Annotated in this window: 13 protein-coding genes and 4 tRNA genes; 13 read left to right on the top strand and 4 right to left on the bottom strand. The window is 57.6% G+C overall.

Annotation, left to right across the window (positions count from 1 at the left end; all coding sequences use genetic code 11):
* Positions 1-3 precede the first annotated feature (3 nt).
* The 11 genes from rfbA (at position 4) to B4056_RS07265 (ending at position 7,729) form a co-directional block, all read left to right on the top strand.
* Positions 4-885, top strand: coding sequence for a glucose-1-phosphate thymidylyltransferase RfbA (gene rfbA, locus B4056_RS07315; protein WP_288654332.1), 882 nt, complete (start codon positions 4-6; stop codon positions 883-885).
* A complete protein-coding gene (gene rffC / locus B4056_RS07310; RefSeq protein WP_288654260.1) occupies positions 863-1,561 on the top strand; it encodes a dTDP-4-amino-4,6-dideoxy-D-galactose acyltransferase in 699 nt (232 codons plus the stop codon). The genes rfbA and rffC overlap by 23 nt, the downstream gene beginning before the upstream one ends.
* A complete protein-coding gene (gene rffA, locus B4056_RS07305) occupies positions 1,558-2,688 on the top strand; it encodes a dTDP-4-amino-4,6-dideoxygalactose transaminase (RefSeq protein WP_071668217.1) in 1,131 nt (376 codons plus the stop codon). Before rffC ends, rffA begins: the two co-directional genes overlap by 4 nt.
* The gene (gene wzxE / locus B4056_RS07300) at positions 2,688-3,941 is read left to right on the top strand and encodes a lipid III flippase WzxE (protein ID WP_094111163.1); all 1,254 of its coding nucleotides are present in this window, start codon (positions 2,688-2,690) and stop codon (positions 3,939-3,941) included. Before rffA ends, wzxE begins: the two co-directional genes overlap by 1 nt.
* Positions 3,938-5,008, top strand: coding sequence for a TDP-N-acetylfucosamine:lipid II N-acetylfucosaminyltransferase (locus B4056_RS07295; RefSeq protein WP_039381728.1), 1,071 nt, complete (start codon positions 3,938-3,940; stop codon positions 5,006-5,008). The genes wzxE and B4056_RS07295 overlap by 4 nt, the downstream gene beginning before the upstream one ends.
* Positions 5,005-6,348 (top strand): ECA oligosaccharide polymerase, encoded by a 1,344-nt coding sequence (wzyE, locus tag B4056_RS07290; protein ID WP_039381732.1) that lies wholly within the window; start codon positions 5,005-5,007, stop codon positions 6,346-6,348. Before B4056_RS07295 ends, wzyE begins: the two co-directional genes overlap by 4 nt.
* Before the next feature lie 19 nt (positions 6,349-6,367).
* A complete protein-coding gene (gene wecG / locus B4056_RS07285) occupies positions 6,368-7,111 on the top strand; it encodes a lipopolysaccharide N-acetylmannosaminouronosyltransferase (protein WP_175540443.1) in 744 nt (247 codons plus the stop codon).
* A 158-nt stretch (positions 7,112-7,269) separates the two neighbouring features.
* Positions 7,270-7,346: transfer RNA gene (locus tag B4056_RS07280), tRNA-Arg, on the top strand.
* 90 nt (positions 7,347-7,436) lie between these two features.
* Positions 7,437-7,512: transfer RNA gene (locus tag B4056_RS07275), tRNA-His, on the top strand.
* 16 nt (positions 7,513-7,528) lie between these two features.
* Positions 7,529-7,615, top strand: a tRNA-Leu gene (locus B4056_RS07270).
* 37 nt (positions 7,616-7,652) lie between these two features.
* Positions 7,653-7,729, top strand: a tRNA-Pro gene (locus B4056_RS07265).
* An 812-nt stretch (positions 7,730-8,541) separates the two neighbouring features.
* On the opposite strand, the gene hemY is transcribed toward B4056_RS07265, so the two are convergent.
* Genes hemY through hemC form a run of 4 tightly spaced genes read right to left on the bottom strand, consistent with a single transcriptional unit; the run spans position 8,542 to position 12,573 of the window.
* Positions 8,542-9,738 (bottom strand): protoheme IX biogenesis protein HemY, encoded by a 1,197-nt coding sequence (hemY, locus tag B4056_RS07260; protein ID WP_071668214.1) that lies wholly within the window; start codon positions 9,736-9,738, stop codon positions 8,542-8,544.
* 2 nt (positions 9,739-9,740) lie between these two features.
* The gene (hemX, locus tag B4056_RS07255; protein WP_094111162.1) at positions 9,741-10,871 is read right to left on the bottom strand and encodes a uroporphyrinogen-III C-methyltransferase; all 1,131 of its coding nucleotides are present in this window, start codon (positions 10,869-10,871) and stop codon (positions 9,741-9,743) included.
* A 23-nt stretch (positions 10,872-10,894) separates the two neighbouring features.
* Positions 10,895-11,635 (bottom strand): uroporphyrinogen-III synthase, encoded by a 741-nt coding sequence (gene hemD, locus B4056_RS07250; RefSeq protein WP_150034908.1) that lies wholly within the window; start codon positions 11,633-11,635, stop codon positions 10,895-10,897.
* Positions 11,632-12,573, bottom strand: a complete 942-nt coding sequence (gene hemC, locus B4056_RS07245; RefSeq protein ID WP_094111176.1) for a hydroxymethylbilane synthase — start codon at positions 12,571-12,573, stop codon at positions 11,632-11,634. The genes hemD and hemC overlap by 4 nt, the downstream gene beginning before the upstream one ends.
* 308 nt (positions 12,574-12,881) lie before the next feature.
* Here hemC and B4056_RS07240 point away from each other — a divergent pair, with 308 nt between their 5' ends.
* Both B4056_RS07240 and lptM read left to right on the top strand, forming a co-directional pair.
* Positions 12,882-15,440: a class I adenylate cyclase gene (locus B4056_RS07240; RefSeq protein WP_288654254.1), complete on the top strand. Its 2,559-nt coding sequence runs from the start codon at positions 12,882-12,884 to the stop codon at positions 15,438-15,440.
* Positions 15,441-15,552: 112 nt separating this feature from the next.
* Positions 15,553-15,756, top strand: coding sequence for an LPS translocon maturation chaperone LptM (gene lptM / locus B4056_RS07235; RefSeq protein WP_039381747.1), 204 nt, complete (start codon positions 15,553-15,555; stop codon positions 15,754-15,756).
* Positions 15,757-15,780: the final 24 nt, after the last annotated feature.

The following is a 15,780-nucleotide window of genomic DNA, read 5'->3' as shown; positions in this document are numbered from 1 at the left end:
ATGATGAAAGGTATTATTCTGGCGGGTGGTTCAGGAACGCGCCTGCATCCGATTACCCGCGCAATTTCCAAGCAGCTGCTGCCGGTGTATGACAAGCCGATGATCTATTATCCCCTTTCTGTCCTGATGCTGGCAGGCATCCGCGATGTGTTGATCATTACCACGCCTGAAGACCGGGCGCACTTTGAGCGTCTGCTGGGGGATGGCAGTGAGTTTGGTGTCCGGCTCTCCTATGCTGAACAGCCAAGCCCCGATGGACTGGCGCAGGCGTTTATTATTGGTGAATCGTTTATTGGTGACGACCACTGCTGTCTGGTGCTGGGCGACAATCTCTACTTTGGTCAGGGTTTTAGTCCGAAGCTGAAAAAAGTGGCTGCCCGAACGGAAGGCGCGACGCTCTTCGCTTACCAGGTGATGGATCCCGAGCGGTTCGGCGTGGTGGAATTTGATGAGGCGTTTAATGCGCTTTCAATCGAAGAGAAGCCGGCGCAGCCAAAATCGCGCTGGGCGGTGACCGGACTCTATTTTTACGATCGCCGCGTGGTGGAGTTTGCAAAGCGCGTCCAGCCCTCGGCGCGCGGTGAGCTGGAGATTACGGCGATTAACCAGATGTATCTGGAGGCTGGCTTACTCTCTGTAGAGCTGCTGGGTCGCGGGTTCGCCTGGCTGGATACCGGTACGCATGACAGCCTGGTTGAAGCCAGCGTCTTTGTGCAGACGGTAGAAAAGCGGCAGGGATTCAAGATAGCCTGCCTGGAAGAGATTGCCTGGCGCAACGGCTGGCTGAGCGATGCTCAGCTACAGGCGGCAGGCGAGGCGTTAACCAAAACCGGCTACGGCCAGTATCTGCTGGATATTTTACATGCCCGTCCGCGTCAGTATTGATCTCCTTGAGTGGGAGAGTGACTTCTTTCATCAGCCCACGGCGCGCCTGACGCTGCAGGGTGAACTAACGTTGCCGCAGGCGCTGCAGCAGGCGACAGGCCTGCTGCAGATAAAAGTGCCGGCAGAGCAGACCGCGGCGATTGATGCGGTCTGCCAGCACGGCTTTCAGCTGGTTGAGGGAGAAGCCGATCTGACGTTACCGCTGACGCAGACGGCGCGTCAGCCTGGCGTACGAATTGCGCGTGAGGCGCAAATCCCGGCGTTGCGTGCCGCCGCTGCAGAAGCCTTCAGCCAGAGCCGGTTTCGTGCCCCGTGGTTTGACGCGGCCGACAGCGGCCGGTTTTATGCGCAGTGGATTGAAAACGCGGTGCGCGGCACCTTCGATCACCAGTGTCTGATCGCCTGCGATGAACAGGGCAGCCTGCAGGGCTTTGTCTCCCTGCGTGAAGTGAACGGCGATGTGCGTATCGGACTGCTGGCGGTGCTGCCTGATGCCCGGTCGCAGGGTATTGGCCAGCGTCTGCTGCTGGCTGCGGCTGACTGGGGCCGGGTGCGCCAGCTGGCGCAGCTGCGCGTTGCCACGCAGCTCAGCAATCTTGCAGCGATGCGCCTCTATTTACGCTGCGGTGCCCGGCTGGAAAGCACCGCCTACTGGTTTTACAGGAAAGCATCATGATCCCTTTTAACGCGCCCCCTGTGGTGGGCACTGAAACAGACTATATGCAGTCGGCGATGGCCAGCGGCAAGCTGTGCGGTGACGGCGGCTTTACCCGCCGCTGCCAGCAGTGGATGGAGCAGCATTTTGGCAGTAAAAAAGTGCTGCTGACGCCCTCCTGCACCGCCTCGCTGGAGATGGCCGCGCTGCTGATCAACATCGAGCCCGGTGATGAAGTGATCATGCCGAGCTATACCTTTGTCTCCACCGCAAACGCGTTTGTGCTGCGCGGCGCCACCATTGTCTTTGTTGACGTGCGCCCGGATACGATGAACATCGATGAGACACTGATTGAGGCTGCAATCACGCCGAAAACGCGCGCTATCGTACCGGTACACTATGCGGGCGTGGCGTGTGAAATGGACACCATTATGGCGCTGGCCGCAAAGCATCAGCTTTATGTCATTGAAGATGCTGCACAGGGCGTCATGTCACAGTATAAAGGCCGCGCGCTTGGCACCATCGGGCACATCGGCTGCTTTAGCTTTCACGAAACGAAAAATTACACCGCCGGAGGTGAAGGCGGTGCGACGCTGATAAATGATGCGGCGCTCACCGAGCGTGCTGAAATTATCCGGGAAAAAGGCACCAACCGCAGTCAGTTTTTCCGTGGTCAGGTGGATAAATACACCTGGCGCGATATCGGCTCAAGCTACCTGATGGCCGATCTGCAGGCAGCCTATCTCTGGGCGCAGCTGGAAGCGGCGCAGACCATCAACCAGCAGCGACTGCGACTGTGGCAGCGCTACTACGACGCGCTGCAGCCGCTGGCGGCTCAGGGGCGGATCGCGCTGCCGGCAGTGCCGGATAGCTGCCGTCATAATGCGCATATGTTCTATCTGAAACTGCGCGATAGTGACGATCGCGAAGCGCTGATACGCTGGATGAAAGAAGCGGAGATCCTCACGGTGTTTCACTACATTCCGCTGCATACGTCGCCTGCCGGTGAGCGGTTTGGCCGCTTCCACGGTGAAGATCGCGTCACCACGCGCGACAGCGAGCGCCTGCTGCGCCTGCCGCTGTTCTATAACCTGTCAGATAACAATCAGCGTACCGTGATTAGCTCTCTGCTGAGCTACTTTGCCTGATGTCGCTGGCAAAAGCATCGGTCTGGACCGCGGCCTCCACGCTGGTAAAAATTGCGGCTGGCCTGCTGGTGATAAAGCTGCTGGCGCTGAGTTTCGGTCCGGAAGGCGTCGGGCAGGCGGGTAACTTCCGGCAGCTGATTACCGTGCTCGGCGTACTGGCTGGCGCAGGCATTTTTAATGGCGTGACCGCCAGCGTGGCGCAGCTGCAGCATGAACCTGCGCAGCTGCGGGCGCTGACCGGTACGGCCTCTGCGATGGTGCTCGGCTTTTCGGCGCTGCTGGCCGCGGGTCTGCTGCTGGGTGCGGCACCGGTCAGCCGGATGCTGTTTGGGCACGAGCACTACCAGAGCGTGGTGCGCATCGTGGCGTTTCTGCAGTTTGGCATCGCCTGGGCGAATCTGACACTGGCGCTGCTGAAAGGCTTTCGCGATGCGCGCGGCAATGCGCTGGCGCTGATAACCGGCAGCCTGACAGGGGTGGCCGGTTATATTATTTGCTGGTGGCTGGGCGGTTATCAGGGGGCGCTGGCGGGACTGGCGCTGGTCCCGGCGCTGCTGGTGATACCGGCGCTGATTATGCTGCGGCGCCATCGTGCGGTGCTGCCGCTGCGCTGGCTCAGGCCAGTATGGCAGCCGGAACTGGCACGCAACCTGGCAAAATATACGCTGATGGCGCTGATGACGTCGATCACGCTGCCGGTTGCGTGGGTGATGATGCGTAATCTGCTGGCGGAACAGCAGGGCTGGGCGCAGGTGGGATTATGGCAGGGCGTGACGACGATCTCTGACGCCTATCTGCAGTTTATTACCGCTACTTTCAGCGTCTGGCTGCTGCCGACGCTGGCACGCCTGGAGCATAAGCCGCAGATTGCACGGGAGATAGGCCGCGCGCTGCGGTTTGTACTGCCGGCGGTGGCGGCCGCCAGTTTCGCTGTCTGGCTGCTGCGCGACATGGCGATCTGGCTGCTGTTTTCCCCGCAGTTTAGCGGCATGCGCGATCTTTTTATCTGGCAGTTATGTGGCGATCTCTTTAAAGTCGGCGCCTATGTTTTCGGATATCTGGTGATCGCCAAAGCGTCGCTGCGCTTCTATATTCTCACCGAGATCAGCCAGTTTGCTTTGCTGACGCTGTTTTCGCGCTGGCTGATCCCGCTTCACGGCGCGACTGGCGCAGCGCAGGCGTATATGGCGACCTATATACTCTATTTTGCCCTTTGCTGTGGCGCTTTCCTGATTTATTGCCGGACAAAATGACGTTATTTCATGTGCTGGGATCTGATATCCCGCATCACAATCAGACGGTGCTGCGTTTCTTTAATGACGTGATAGGCACTGAATTGCCTGCCGCCGCGCCGCGCCGCTTTATGGTAGTTGCTGCGCCTGGCTCGCTGCCCGCCTGTAGCCAGCTGCAGATCGAAACTTTCGCTACTAAAGCCGCGCTGGCGCAGGCGGTAATAGCGCGCGCCGCCGATCGCTCCCGGCGCTTTTTCTTTCACGGACAGTTTAACCCGCGTATCTGGCTGGCGCTGCTCAGCGGAAAGATCCGCCGCCATCAGGCGTTCTGGCATGTCTGGGGAGCTGACCTGTATGAAGAGGGTGCCGGGCTGAAATATCGTCTGTTCTATCTGCTGCGCCGCATCGCGCAGGGGCGTATGGCACAGGTGTTTGCTACGCGCGGCGATCTCTTTTTTTATCAGCAGCGGCATCCGCAGGTGCCGGCGTCACTGCTCTATTTTCCGACGCGCATGCCTGATATTGCGCTGCCGGCAGCCACAGCATCGGACAGTGCGCTGACGATCCTGCTGGGCAACTCCGGCGACCGCAGCAACCGGCACATTGAAGGATTGCAGGCGATACGCCGGCAGTTTGGCGAGCAGGTCAGCGTGCTGGTTCCGCTCGGCTACCCGGCCAACAACTATGCCTATATTGATGAGATCGATGCGGCGGCGCAGCGTCTGTTTCCGGCCGGGCAGGTTACGCTGATCCGCGACAGGCTCGATTTTCCAGCCTACCTTCAGTTGCTCAGACGCTGCCAGCTTGGCTATTTTATGTTTGAGCGGCAGCAGGGGATTGGCACGCTCTGTTTGCTGATTCAGGCTAACATTCCCTTTGTGCTGAACCGTAAAAATCCGTTCTGGCGCGATCTCAGCGAGCAGGGCATCCCGGTGCTGTTCAGCTGTGACGAACTTGATGCCAGCCGCATCGCGGAAGCGCAGCGCCAGCTGACGGCGTGCGACAAACCGGCCATCGCTTTTTTTGCGCCGGGCTATCTTGCCGGCTGGCGCCATGCGCTCAGCCTGAGTGAAGGAAGTGCATCATGAGTCTGCTGCAGTTTAGTGGTCTGCTGGTGGTTTATCTCTGCTCGCTGGGCTTTATCCTGACGCTGACCTGGCGTGAGTTCAGGCGCGTGCGCTTTAACTTTCATCTCTTCTTTACGCTGCTGTTTCTGCTGACCTTCTACTTTGGTTTTCCGCTGACCAGCGTACTGGTATTCCGCTTTGATGTGGCCGTGGTACCGCCCGCCTTTCTGCTGCAGGCGCTGCTGGCAGCCACCAGCTTCTACGCTATTTACTACGTCAGTTATAAAGTCCGGCTGCGACCGGCCAGCGCCGCGCCGCGCAAGCCGTGGCTGGTAATGGATCGGGTGGAGACGCATCTCACCTGCCTGCTGCTGGCGCTGGTGGCGATTGGCACGGTGACCGTGTTTTTCATGCACAACGGGCTGCTGCTGTTCCGGCTCTCGGCCTATAACCAGATTTTCTCGAGTGAGGTTTCTGGCGTGGCGCTCAAGCGCTTCTTCTATTTCTTTATTCCGGCGATGCTGATCCGCTATTTTCTGCATCCGACACAGCGGCAGTGGCTGCTGTTTCTGCTGGTAACGGTGGCGTTTGGCTTGCTGACCTATGCGCTGGTGGGCGGTACGCGCGCGAACATCATCATCGCCTTTGCGCTGTTTCTGTTTATTGGTATTACGCGCGGCTGGATCACGCTCTGGATGCTGGCAGGGGCAGGCGCGATGGCGATCTGCGGTATGTTCTGGCTGGCGCTGCGGCGCTACAACCTGGATGTGGCCGGGGCAGAGGCCTTTTATACGTTTCTCTACCTGACGCGGGATACGTTCTCGCCGTGGGAGAACCTGGCGCTGCTGCTGCAGAACTATGACAAAATCGATTTTCAGGGGCTGGCGCCGCTCTGGCGCGACTTTTATGTCTTTATTCCGGGCTGGCTGTGGCCCGATCGTCCCTCTGCGATCCTGAACAGCGCTAACTACTTTACCTGGGAAGTGCTGAATAACCACTCCGGCCTGGCCATTTCGCCGACGCTGATCGGTTCGCTGCTGATCATGGGTGGCGTGCTGTTTATTCCGCTGGGTGCGGTAGCGGTGGGCCTCCTGATGAAAGGCTTTGACGCGCTTTATACGCAGGGACGTGACAGCGACAACCGCTATAGCGGCGCGGTGCTGCAGAGTTTCTGCTTCGGTGCGGTGTTTAACATGATCGTTCTCGCTCGCGAGGGGCTGGACGCATTCGGCTCGCGCGTGGTGTTTTTCTGCATCATTTTTGCCGCCTGTACAGGCCTGGCAAAGCTGCTCAGCTGGCTGCTGGCGCGCGCAGGGCTTATTCGTCCGCGTCGTGTTCAGGCGCTGCGCGGCTCCTCCTGATCACCGGGCAAAACGGAAGATGAAAACCATGACGACCACTGAGCCGCATTACGCGATACGCGGCGTTGATCTGCACGCGTTTAACGATATGGAGAGCTTTGTCAGCTTTCTGCTGCCTGATAACACGCCCCGGCGCGGTACGCTGATTGCCATCAATGCTGAAAAGATGCTGACGCTGGAAGAAGATGCGCAGCTACGCGCTCTGATTAGCGAAGCTGAGTTTAAATATCCGGATGGCATCAGTATTGTCCGCTCGCTGCGCAAAAAGTATCCGCAGCTGCAGGTCAGCCGCATTGCCGGTGCCGATCTGTGGGAGGCGCTGATGGAGCGCGCCGGACGCACCGGGATTCCGGTATTTTTAATTGGCGGCCGCGAGCAGGTACTGCAGGAGACCTGCGACAAACTGCAGCGTCAGTGGAACGTAAATATTGTCGGCAGCCAGAACGGCTATTTTGCCCCGGCTGACCGCGAGGCGCTGTTTGCACGTATCGCTGCGAGCGGCGCAAAAATCGTTACCGTAGCGCAGGGTTCACCACGTCAGGAGCTTCTGATGCGTGACTGCCGCCAGCACTGGCCCGACGCACTCTATATGGGAGTAGGCGGTACCTATGATGTTTTTACCGGCAACGTTACCCGTGCACCGCGTCTCTGGCAGCGTCTGGGGCTGGAGTGGCTCTATCGGCTGATCCGGCAGCCTTCACGCTGGCGCCGGCAGTTAAAGCTGCTGAAATATTTGCGCTATCACTGGAGGGGCGATCTCTGAGGCTGCTGATTAATCCAGCAATTTTTTAGCTTATAAGCGTGAAATTGCGCTATTTATCGACGGAATGCACAAAGCATAACCAAACGCGTTTTTTTCTTTAAAAAGCACTGGACAGGGTGAAGCCAAATACGTAGTATGCCCATCCGCAACGGCGCTACGCGCCCGTAGCTCAGCTGGATAGAGCGCTGCCCTCCGGAGGCAGAGGTCTCAGGTTCGAATCCTGTCGGGCGCGCCATTTTCTTTTGGGCGCAAGAGCTTCGGTGGTTGGGTTTAACCGCGTTATGCAGTGAATAGTAAGCGTAACAGCTTACGCACCAGAATTATGGTGGCTATAGCTCAGTTGGTAGAGCCCTGGATTGTGATTCCAGTTGTCGTGGGTTCGAGTCCCATTAGCCACCCCAGATTTTGCTGGGACATGCGAAGGTGGCGGAATTGGTAGACGCGCTAGCTTCAGGTGTTAGTGTTCTTACGGACGTGAGGGTTCAAGTCCCTCTCTTCGCACCAGGCAGAATTTTAGTAAAGAAGTAAAGAAGTAAAAAATCGGCGAGTAGCGCAGCTTGGTAGCGCAACTGGTTTGGGACCAGTGGGTCGGAGGTTCGAATCCTCTCTCGCCGACCATATTCGAAAAGCCTGCTTGAAAAAGCAGGCTTTTTTCGTTTGCGTGTAATCTGCGGCCAGGGTCGCATAAATGCGACCCCTGCAAAAAAATCCGCGATACGATGCGCGGCCCCCACCAAACCGTAGGGGCGCCATTTATGGCGCCCTGGTTAAGGGCGGGTACGATACGCAATGACGTAACCCGCGATACGGTCTGCGGCCAGGGTCGCATAAATGCGACCCCTGCAAAAAATCCGCGATACGATGCGCGGCCCCCACCAAACCGTAGGGGCGCCATTAATGGCGCCCTGGTTTAAACTCGCAATGCGACCGCTACAGTTTTTGTCGTATTTTTGCGACAAATAACGCTTTGAATAAATTGAATTTATTCCATAAGAGATCTATTTGTCGCTGTTTTGCGACGGAAATGACCGCAATCGCATACTGCCTGCGGCATGTCGCTTTTCAGATAAGAGAACAGCAGCGTTAACTCCCTGAACCAGAAAAGCTTTTTAAGAAAAATGCCAATCTGGCACATCTTGTGCAATACTTCCTGTCGTAGATGCTCATTCCACCTCTTATGTCCGCTCAGGCGACATAAACCTGGGAATGATGCAGAGCCCCTTACGGTATCCGTTGTCCAGCCTGGCAGTAACGCTGTGCGCTACTGTAGTTAGACGGACATTACGTTGAGTCGGATACCATCAGTTGTCTTACGACCTGATCTTACACCTGCTTCTGGCAGGTGTTTTTTTATCTGCTTACGGCGGGGATGGCACGGTTCAGGCAAAAAAAAGCCGGGACAAGCCCGGCAGACAAACAACAAGCATAAATCAGGTTGCCGGATTGTTCTTCAGCGTCAGCAGCAGGCCCTCGCGGCGCATGCTGGCCGCATCCTCCGGACGCTGCAGGCGATCGTAGACATCCGCCAGCCAGGCATAATCAAACGCATCAGGACGCTGCGCCAGCGCCTGCTCAAACGCATCGGCGGCCTGTTGCCATTCGCCGTGGCGCATCAGCAGCTGCCCCAGCGTGCTGTGCAGCAGTGGCGTTGCCCCATGCTGTTTGATCTGCTGACGCAGCGCTTTCTCCAGCGCATCAGGATTGCCGCTTTTAATGCGCGGCATCAGCAGCACCAGCCGATCGTCATACTGCTTTTTCAGACCGTCCAGCACGATATCCTGAGCCGTGTCGGGATCGTTGCACTCGATCAGATGCTCACTCATGGCGACCTGCAGCGCAGTCTCCTGCCGCGTCTTGCGGCTCTGACTCTGCCACCAGCGCTTCAGGCCCTCGCTACCCTGATCGGCCATCGCCTGGTTCATCAGCCCCAGCCACGCCTGCTGCTGCAGCGCATGACGCTGCGCATCATCGTTAATTTTGGCCTTTTGCATCGCCGGCAGAATATCCAGCAGGGCACCCCAGGCACCTGTACGAATATAGGCCTGCTCCGCCAGACGCAGCACTTCCGGATGGCGCGGCGCAACTTCCAGCAGACGGTCAACACCGTGACGCGCCGCATGATCTTCGTTGCGCGCCAGCTGCAGCCGGACCCGGGTGATCTCCACCGGGATAGTATTGTTCTCTGCCAGTTCAGAAGCGCGTTCCAGATGCTGATTAGCACGGGTTTCATCGCCGCGCTGCTGTGCCGCTTCAGCCGCAAGCAGATAGTTTGCTACCGGCTGATCGGCGTGATCGGCATTCTTCGCCAGCAGCTTCTCTGCCTGCTGATAGTCACCTTCAGCCAGCTTCATCAGCGCATGCTGCGTATGACGCTGCGCGCTGCGACGTTTGCGGCCGGTGAACCAGCCGCGCGTACGGACGCCGGTGCGGAACAGACGACGCAGGATCCACTCTGCCAGCAGAATCACCAGCAGGCTCAGGACCAGGATGATCCCCAGCCCGGTCACGCTGGTCTCAATATTCCAGTTATCAGTCTGGATCAGCACATAACCCTGATGCCCGGCTACCATCGGGCCCAGCACGACGCCAGCCAGCAACAGCAGGAAAAGTACCAGTACTTTTAGCATGGTCAGCCTCCCTGTTGTTCAGCCGCAACCGATGGCTGCGCCAGCAGATTGCGCACGCGCGTTTGCATCAGTTTTTCCAGCAGCGGCTGACTTTCCAGCGAATCCGGCACATCCATTGAGATGGTCTGCTGGCTCAGCTCATCCAGCTGTGCAAGAAACGCCCGGGTCGCCGCATCGTTGGTGTCATACCAGGCGCGTACCCAGCTCGATACCGCATCCAGCGACTGTTTATAGATCTCCTCCTGATGACGCGGCACCGCCTGCGCAGCCACCAGCAGACGGGAGCGGATATTTTCACGCAGATAGACGTCCTGATTAGGCGCCAGAAGCGGCTGAGCGGTATTATCACGGCGGCGGATGGTAATGAAATCATCCATAAAATTATGCCAGCTCTTCACCAGATTCTGCCGCCATTCGTGCAGCGAGCCGGAGAGTTCGCCACCGTCGCTATCCATTGGCGCATCGTCGTTGTCGTTGTCCGCCAGGCGCAGATTGTCTACGCCGTTAGAGAGCTGATTCAGCTTGAGGATGATGCCGTCGTAGTCGACCTGGCTGACGGCCGAAAGTGAGCTGATATCCTGCGTCAGCGCCCGGCGGACGTTGGTCATGCTGGGATCGTTCATCTCAGCCAGACTGGTATCGGCGCTTTTCAGCAGCGCAGCGGCCGTGGTGACATCCTGATCGCTCCAGAGTTTGCGGCCCGCCAGTTTTACCAGATAGTCAGCCTGCGCCAGCAGCCAGGTGCGGGTGTCATTACCGGAGATAGTGGCGACTTTTTCACGCAGCGTCTCCAGCTCTTTTGCGCTGTTATCCTGCTTAGCGCGCGCTTCCTGCAGAGCAGTGCCCGCATCAGTCAGCTGCTGCGTCAGCTGGCGTTTGTCGCTGCCAAGCTGCTGCTGCAGCGCGCTGAGCTGCTCGCTGAGCTGCTGGTTAGTCTGAGCCTGTACATCGGCCTGATGTTTCCCGTTGAGGTAAAGGCCTGCGCCAATCGCCAGCGCAATCACAATTGCCACGGCGCTTAATACCCGGCCATCGCGCTGTTTTTCGCGTGGCGGCTGGTTTTCTGGCGTCGGGGAAGTGTCCGCTGGGGTAGTTTCTTCAACCATGGCGGAGGAAGCTTTGTGTTCCGTCATTGTGGCTCATCCCATTGTTAAGTTCAGCGTAACGCACGCAGCAGCGCGTCGTTATCGGCACCATCGGCTACGTCTATCTCCTGCCAGCCCGCTTCAGCGGCCTGGGTAGCCAAACGTTCACTGACGACCACCAGTCGACAGTGCAGTAACCACTCCCGCCGATCGATTGGCGGAAACAGTGCATGGAGTTGTTTTAACATTTCACCGCTGGTCACCACCAGCGTGGTAATCCCGCGGTCGCGCCAGCGCCGACCCTCAATAGCGCCGTCGTAGTGCTTCTCATTGCGCTGATAGCACTCACAGTATTGCACTTCTGCGCCACGTTCGATGAGAGTTTCCGCTAATAATTCCCGACCGGGAGTGCCGCGCAGGATCAGCGCGCGCTTGCCGCTGACCTGCTGCAGGCGCTGCAGGCGAACCAGCTCTTCGCTGGTCTCCCGCGCATGAGGATAGTCTACTTTGAGATTTGTGACGGTATGCAGCGCCAGCGCGGTTGAGCGACCAATCGCATAGTAGTCAGCGGCAGCGGGCCAGGCTGTCTGGCTGTGCTGCAGCGCCGGATGGGCGAAATTCACTACCTGCTGTGACAGCAGAAACACCAGATCGCCCGGCCGCAGCGCCGTCAGCTGTTGCGGTAACTGTGCTAAATCGCGACCCGGCGTAAATTCAATCAGCGGAAACGCCCACGCCAGCTTGCCCAGGCTGCGCAGGCGCGCAACCAGCTCGCTGGCAGCCGGTTCCGGACGGGTCACAAGAATAGTCATACCGGCGGCTGTCCCTGATAGACCTCATGCAGAATTTCGCGCGCGCCCTTATTCAGCAGCTCTTCAGCCAGCGAAATGCCCATCTGCTCCGCCTGCTCACGCGGGCCACGGCGTTCACCGGTTACCATCTGGCTGCCGTCGGGCGCACCGACCAGACCGCGCAGCCAGAGCTGGTCATCTTCCAGTACGGCAAAACTGCCGATCGGCACCTGACATCCACCCTCAAGCCGGGTATTCATGGCGCGCTCAGCGCGCACGCATACTGCTGTCTCACTGTGGTTCAGCGCCTGCAGCAGCGTAATTAATGCGCTGTCATCAAGCCGGCACTCAATGCCTACGGCACCCTGTCCCACGGCGGGCAGTGAAAGCTCTGCAGGCAGTGCCTGACGAATGCGATCTTCCAGCCCAAGGCGTTTCAGACCGGCAGCGGCCAGAATAATGGCATCATATTCACCCGCATCAAGCTTGCCGAGACGGGTGCCGACATTGCCGCGCAGCGAACGGATAATCAGGTCAGGCCGGCGTGCGCTCAGCTGACACTGGCGGCGCAGGCTGGAGGTGCCAACTACTGCACCCTGAGGCAGCTCATCGATAGCGTTATAGTGATTAGAGACAAAGGCGTCGCGTGGATCTTCACGTTCGCAGATAGTCACCAGACCCAGGCCTTCCGGAAAGTTAACCGGCACATCTTTCATGGAATGCACCGCCAGATCGGCGCGATTCTCCAGCATGGCCTGTTCCAGTTCTTTAACGAACAAACCCTTGCCGCCCACTTTTGCCAGCGGGGTATCGAGAATAACATCGCCTTTGGTCACCATCGGCACCAGCTCTACCTGCAGGCCCGGATGGGCTGCCATCAGGCGCTGCTGAACATATTGTGCCTGCCAGAGTGCGAGAGGACTTTGACGGGTAGCAATTCTGAAAATTTTGTTTAACATACCGTTAACCATTTTGATCGTTCATCGATTATCCTATCATCGATAGGGGAATGCTGTCAGTTTCAACGGATTGAAAAGGCCGCACTATTCATTTGTGGCTCGCCATACCTCAGCAGGCGTGGCGCAAAAAAAGCGGGTTGCTCTGCGGCAGATGCTAAACTGTCATGTAGCGCAACTTTCTTTACGGTCAATCCTTCTGGTGTTAGATTGATCACGTTTCCAGCAATAATTTGCCTGCATACCTCATTATTAAAATGGCAAACGCTGGAAGCAGGGTGCTTAACACTGGGACAATCAGGCGAAACGTCTTGTACCTCTACATTGAGACACTTAAACAGAGACTGGATGCGATTAACCAGCTGCGCGTAGATCGCGCGCTGGCTGCCATGGGGCCTGCTTTCCAGCACGTCTACAGTCTGCTGCCAACATTATTGCACTATCATCATCCTCTGATGCCGGGTTACCTCGAAGGTAACGTTCCACACGGCGTCTGCTTCTTCACGCCTGATGAACAGCAACAGCAGCTGCTGCATACCGTTACCGGCAAACCGGCGGCAGACCTGACGCCAGCGGCCGGGGGCGAACGGCCAATTACCGCTATCTACTCAATGGGCAGCACCTCGTCGGTCGGGCAGAACAGCGCATCCGATCTGGATATCTGGGTGTGCCACCACTCCTGGCTTGATAACGAAGAGCGTCTGGCCCTGCAGCGTAAGTGTACGCTGTTACAGAAGTGGTGTGTGTCAATGGGTGTGGAAGTCAGCTTTTTCCTTATTGATGAAAACCGTTTTCGTCACAACGAGAGCGGCAGCCTCGGCGGTGAGGATTGCGGATCGACCCAGCATATTTTGCTGCTTGATGAGTTCTACCGTACGGCAGTGCGCATGGCGGGTAAGCGTATTCTGTGGAATATGGTGCCGAATGAGGAAGAGCATCACTATGACGATTACGTCATGTCGCTCTATTCACAGGGCGTACTGACACCGAACGAATGGCTCGATTTAGGCGGCCTCGGTACGCTGTCGGCAGAAGAGTATTTTGGCGCCAGCCTGTGGCAGCTCTATAAAAGTATCGACTCCCCTTATAAAGCGGTGCTGAAAACGCTGCTGCTGGAAGCGTACAGCTGGGAGTATCCGAATACGCAGCTGCTGGCGATGGATATCAGACAGCGTCTGCATGAAGGCGAGATCGTCAGCTTCGGGCTGGATCCCTACTGCATGATGCTGGAGCGGGTCACGCGCTATCTGACCAGCGTGGAAGATCACGCCCGCCTCGACCTGGTGCGGCGCTGTTTCTATCTGAAAGTGTGCGAGAAGCTTTCCGGTGACGATCAGCACGCCCGCAACGGCTGGCGGCGCGAAATTCTGCTGCAGCTGGTAAAAGCCTGGGGCTGGGACGAAGCGAAACTCGCCGTTCTGGATAATCGGGCGGAGTGGAAGATCGAGCGCGTGCGCGAGGCGCATAATGAGCTGCTGGATGCGATGATGCAGAGCTATCGTAATCTGATCCGCTTTGCGCGCCGGAACAATTTAAGCGTCAGTGCCAGCCCGCAGGATATCGGCGTACTGACGCGTAAACTGTATGCCGCTTTTGAAGCGCTGCCGGGTAAAGTCACGCTGGTCAACCCGCAAATATCACCCGATCTGTCAGAAGAGAACCTGACCTTTATTCACGCGCCCGCCGGGCGCGCGAACCGGCCAGGCTGGTATCTCTATAATCAGTCGCCGGATATGAGTTCGATTATCAGCCATCAGCCGCTGGAATATAACCGCTATCTGAACAAGCTGGTGGCGTGGGCATGGTTCAACGGATTACTGACGCAGAAAACGCGGCTGCACATTAAAGGTAACGAGCTGTGCGACCTGGCGCGTCTGCAGGAGCTGGTCAGCGATGTCTCCGGCCACTTTCCGCTGCGCCTGCCGGCGCCTACGCCAAAAGCGCTCTACAGCCCGTGCGAAATCCGCCATCTGGCGATTATTGTCAATCTTGAGCACGATCCCACTGCGGCATTCCGTAACCAGGTGGTGCACTTTGATTTCCGCAAGCTGGATGTATTCAGCTTTGGTCAGCAGCAGCAGTGCCTGATTGGCAGCGTCGATCTGCTCTACCGCAACTCGTGGAATGAAGTACGTACCCTGCATTTCAGCGGTGAACAGGCGATGATTGACGCGCTGAAAACCATTCTGGGCAAGATGCATCAGGATGCGGCGCCGCCCGATACGGTTGAGGTATTTTGCTACAGTCAGCATCTGCGTGGCCTGATCCGCACGCGGGTACAGCAGCTGGTATCAGAGTGCATTGAGCTGCGCCTGTCGAGTACGCGGCAGGAGCCGGGCCGCTTCAAAGCGATTCGCGTCGCGGGACAGACCTGGGGACTCTTCTTTGAACGCATGAGCGTCTCGGTGCAGAAGCTGGAGAACGCGGTAGAGTTTTACGGCGCGATTTCCAACAACAAGCTGCATGGGTTATCGATTAAGGTGGAATCGAACCAGACTCCGCTGCCGCCGGTGGTAAACGGCTACGCCAGCGAAGGCATTATTCAGTTCTTCTTTGAAGACACCAGCGACGATCGCGGATTCAACATCTATATTCTCGATGAGAGCAATCGCGTGGAGATTTACCACCACTGCGAAGGCAGTAAAGAGGAGCTGGTGCGCGACGTCAGCCGTTTCTACTCTTCATCACACGATCGCTTTACCTACGGCTCAAGCTTTATCAATTTCAATCTGCCGCAGTTTTATCAAATCGTGAACACCGGCGATCGTTTTCAGGTGATCCCGTTCCGCAGTCAGACCCTGACGCAGCTCTGTCCGACCCCGCCGGATAACGACAACGCCGATTTTATGCCGCGTTATCAGGTGCACTGATCGCGGGTTTTCAGCCAGCCTGCACGGCCACTCTGTCCGATATTTCCTGTTGCTTTTACACCATCAGCTGCGATGATAAGCAGCTGAGAATTGGACAATACGAGCAGATAAAATGAGACGAGTCATAAGCCAGTTGGGCATGGCGCTGATGCTGGTCAGCCTGGCAGGCTGCGGCCTGAAAGGCCCGTTATACTTCCCGCCCGCGGATAAGCCACAGCAGAACGACAAGCCGACAGAACAGCAGCAGCAGGCCGCTCAGCAGGCGGATACCGGGGGCCTGGTCACCGGCAGCTCATCAGGCGTACAGTCAAACTAAATTTAATGAGTAATCCGGCGGAGC

The sequence above is a fragment of the Pantoea sp. UBA7232 genome, assembly GCF_002473195.1.
Lineage (GTDB): Bacteria > Pseudomonadota > Gammaproteobacteria > Enterobacterales > Enterobacteriaceae > Pantoea > Pantoea eucrina.
The sequence above is the reverse complement of the archived record's forward strand: the minus strand, read 5'-3'. Positions and strand labels throughout refer to the sequence as shown.

Bases quoted from the DNA above. Each gene is read 5' to 3' on its own strand.
- lptM (WP_039381747.1), top strand. From the start codon at position 15,553: ATGAGACGAGTCATAAGCCAGTTGGGCATGGCGCTGATGCTGGTCAGC.
- hemY (WP_071668214.1), bottom strand. From the start codon at position 9,738: ATGCTAAAAGTACTGGTACTTTTCCTGCTGTTGCTGGCTGGCGTCGTG.
- wzyE (WP_039381732.1), top strand. From the start codon at position 5,005: ATGAGTCTGCTGCAGTTTAGTGGTCTGCTGGTGGTTTATCTCTGCTCG.
- rfbA (WP_288654332.1), top strand. From the start codon at position 4: ATGAAAGGTATTATTCTGGCGGGTGGTTCAGGAACGCGCCTGCATCCG.
- wzxE (WP_094111163.1), top strand. From the start codon at position 2,688: ATGTCGCTGGCAAAAGCATCGGTCTGGACCGCGGCCTCCACGCTGGTA.
- hemX (WP_094111162.1), bottom strand. From the start codon at position 10,871: ATGACGGAACACAAAGCTTCCTCCGCCATGGTTGAAGAAACTACCCCA.
- B4056_RS07295 (WP_039381728.1), top strand. From the start codon at position 3,938: ATGACGTTATTTCATGTGCTGGGATCTGATATCCCGCATCACAATCAG.
- rffA (WP_071668217.1), top strand. From the start codon at position 1,558: ATGATCCCTTTTAACGCGCCCCCTGTGGTGGGCACTGAAACAGACTAT.
- hemC (WP_094111176.1), bottom strand. From the start codon at position 12,573: ATGTTAAACAAAATTTTCAGAATTGCTACCCGTCAAAGTCCTCTCGCA.
- hemD (WP_150034908.1), bottom strand. From the start codon at position 11,635: ATGACTATTCTTGTGACCCGTCCGGAACCGGCTGCCAGCGAGCTGGTT.
- wecG (WP_175540443.1), top strand. From the start codon at position 6,368: ATGAAAACCATGACGACCACTGAGCCGCATTACGCGATACGCGGCGTT.
- rffC (WP_288654260.1), top strand. From the start codon at position 863: ATGCCCGTCCGCGTCAGTATTGATCTCCTTGAGTGGGAGAGTGACTTC.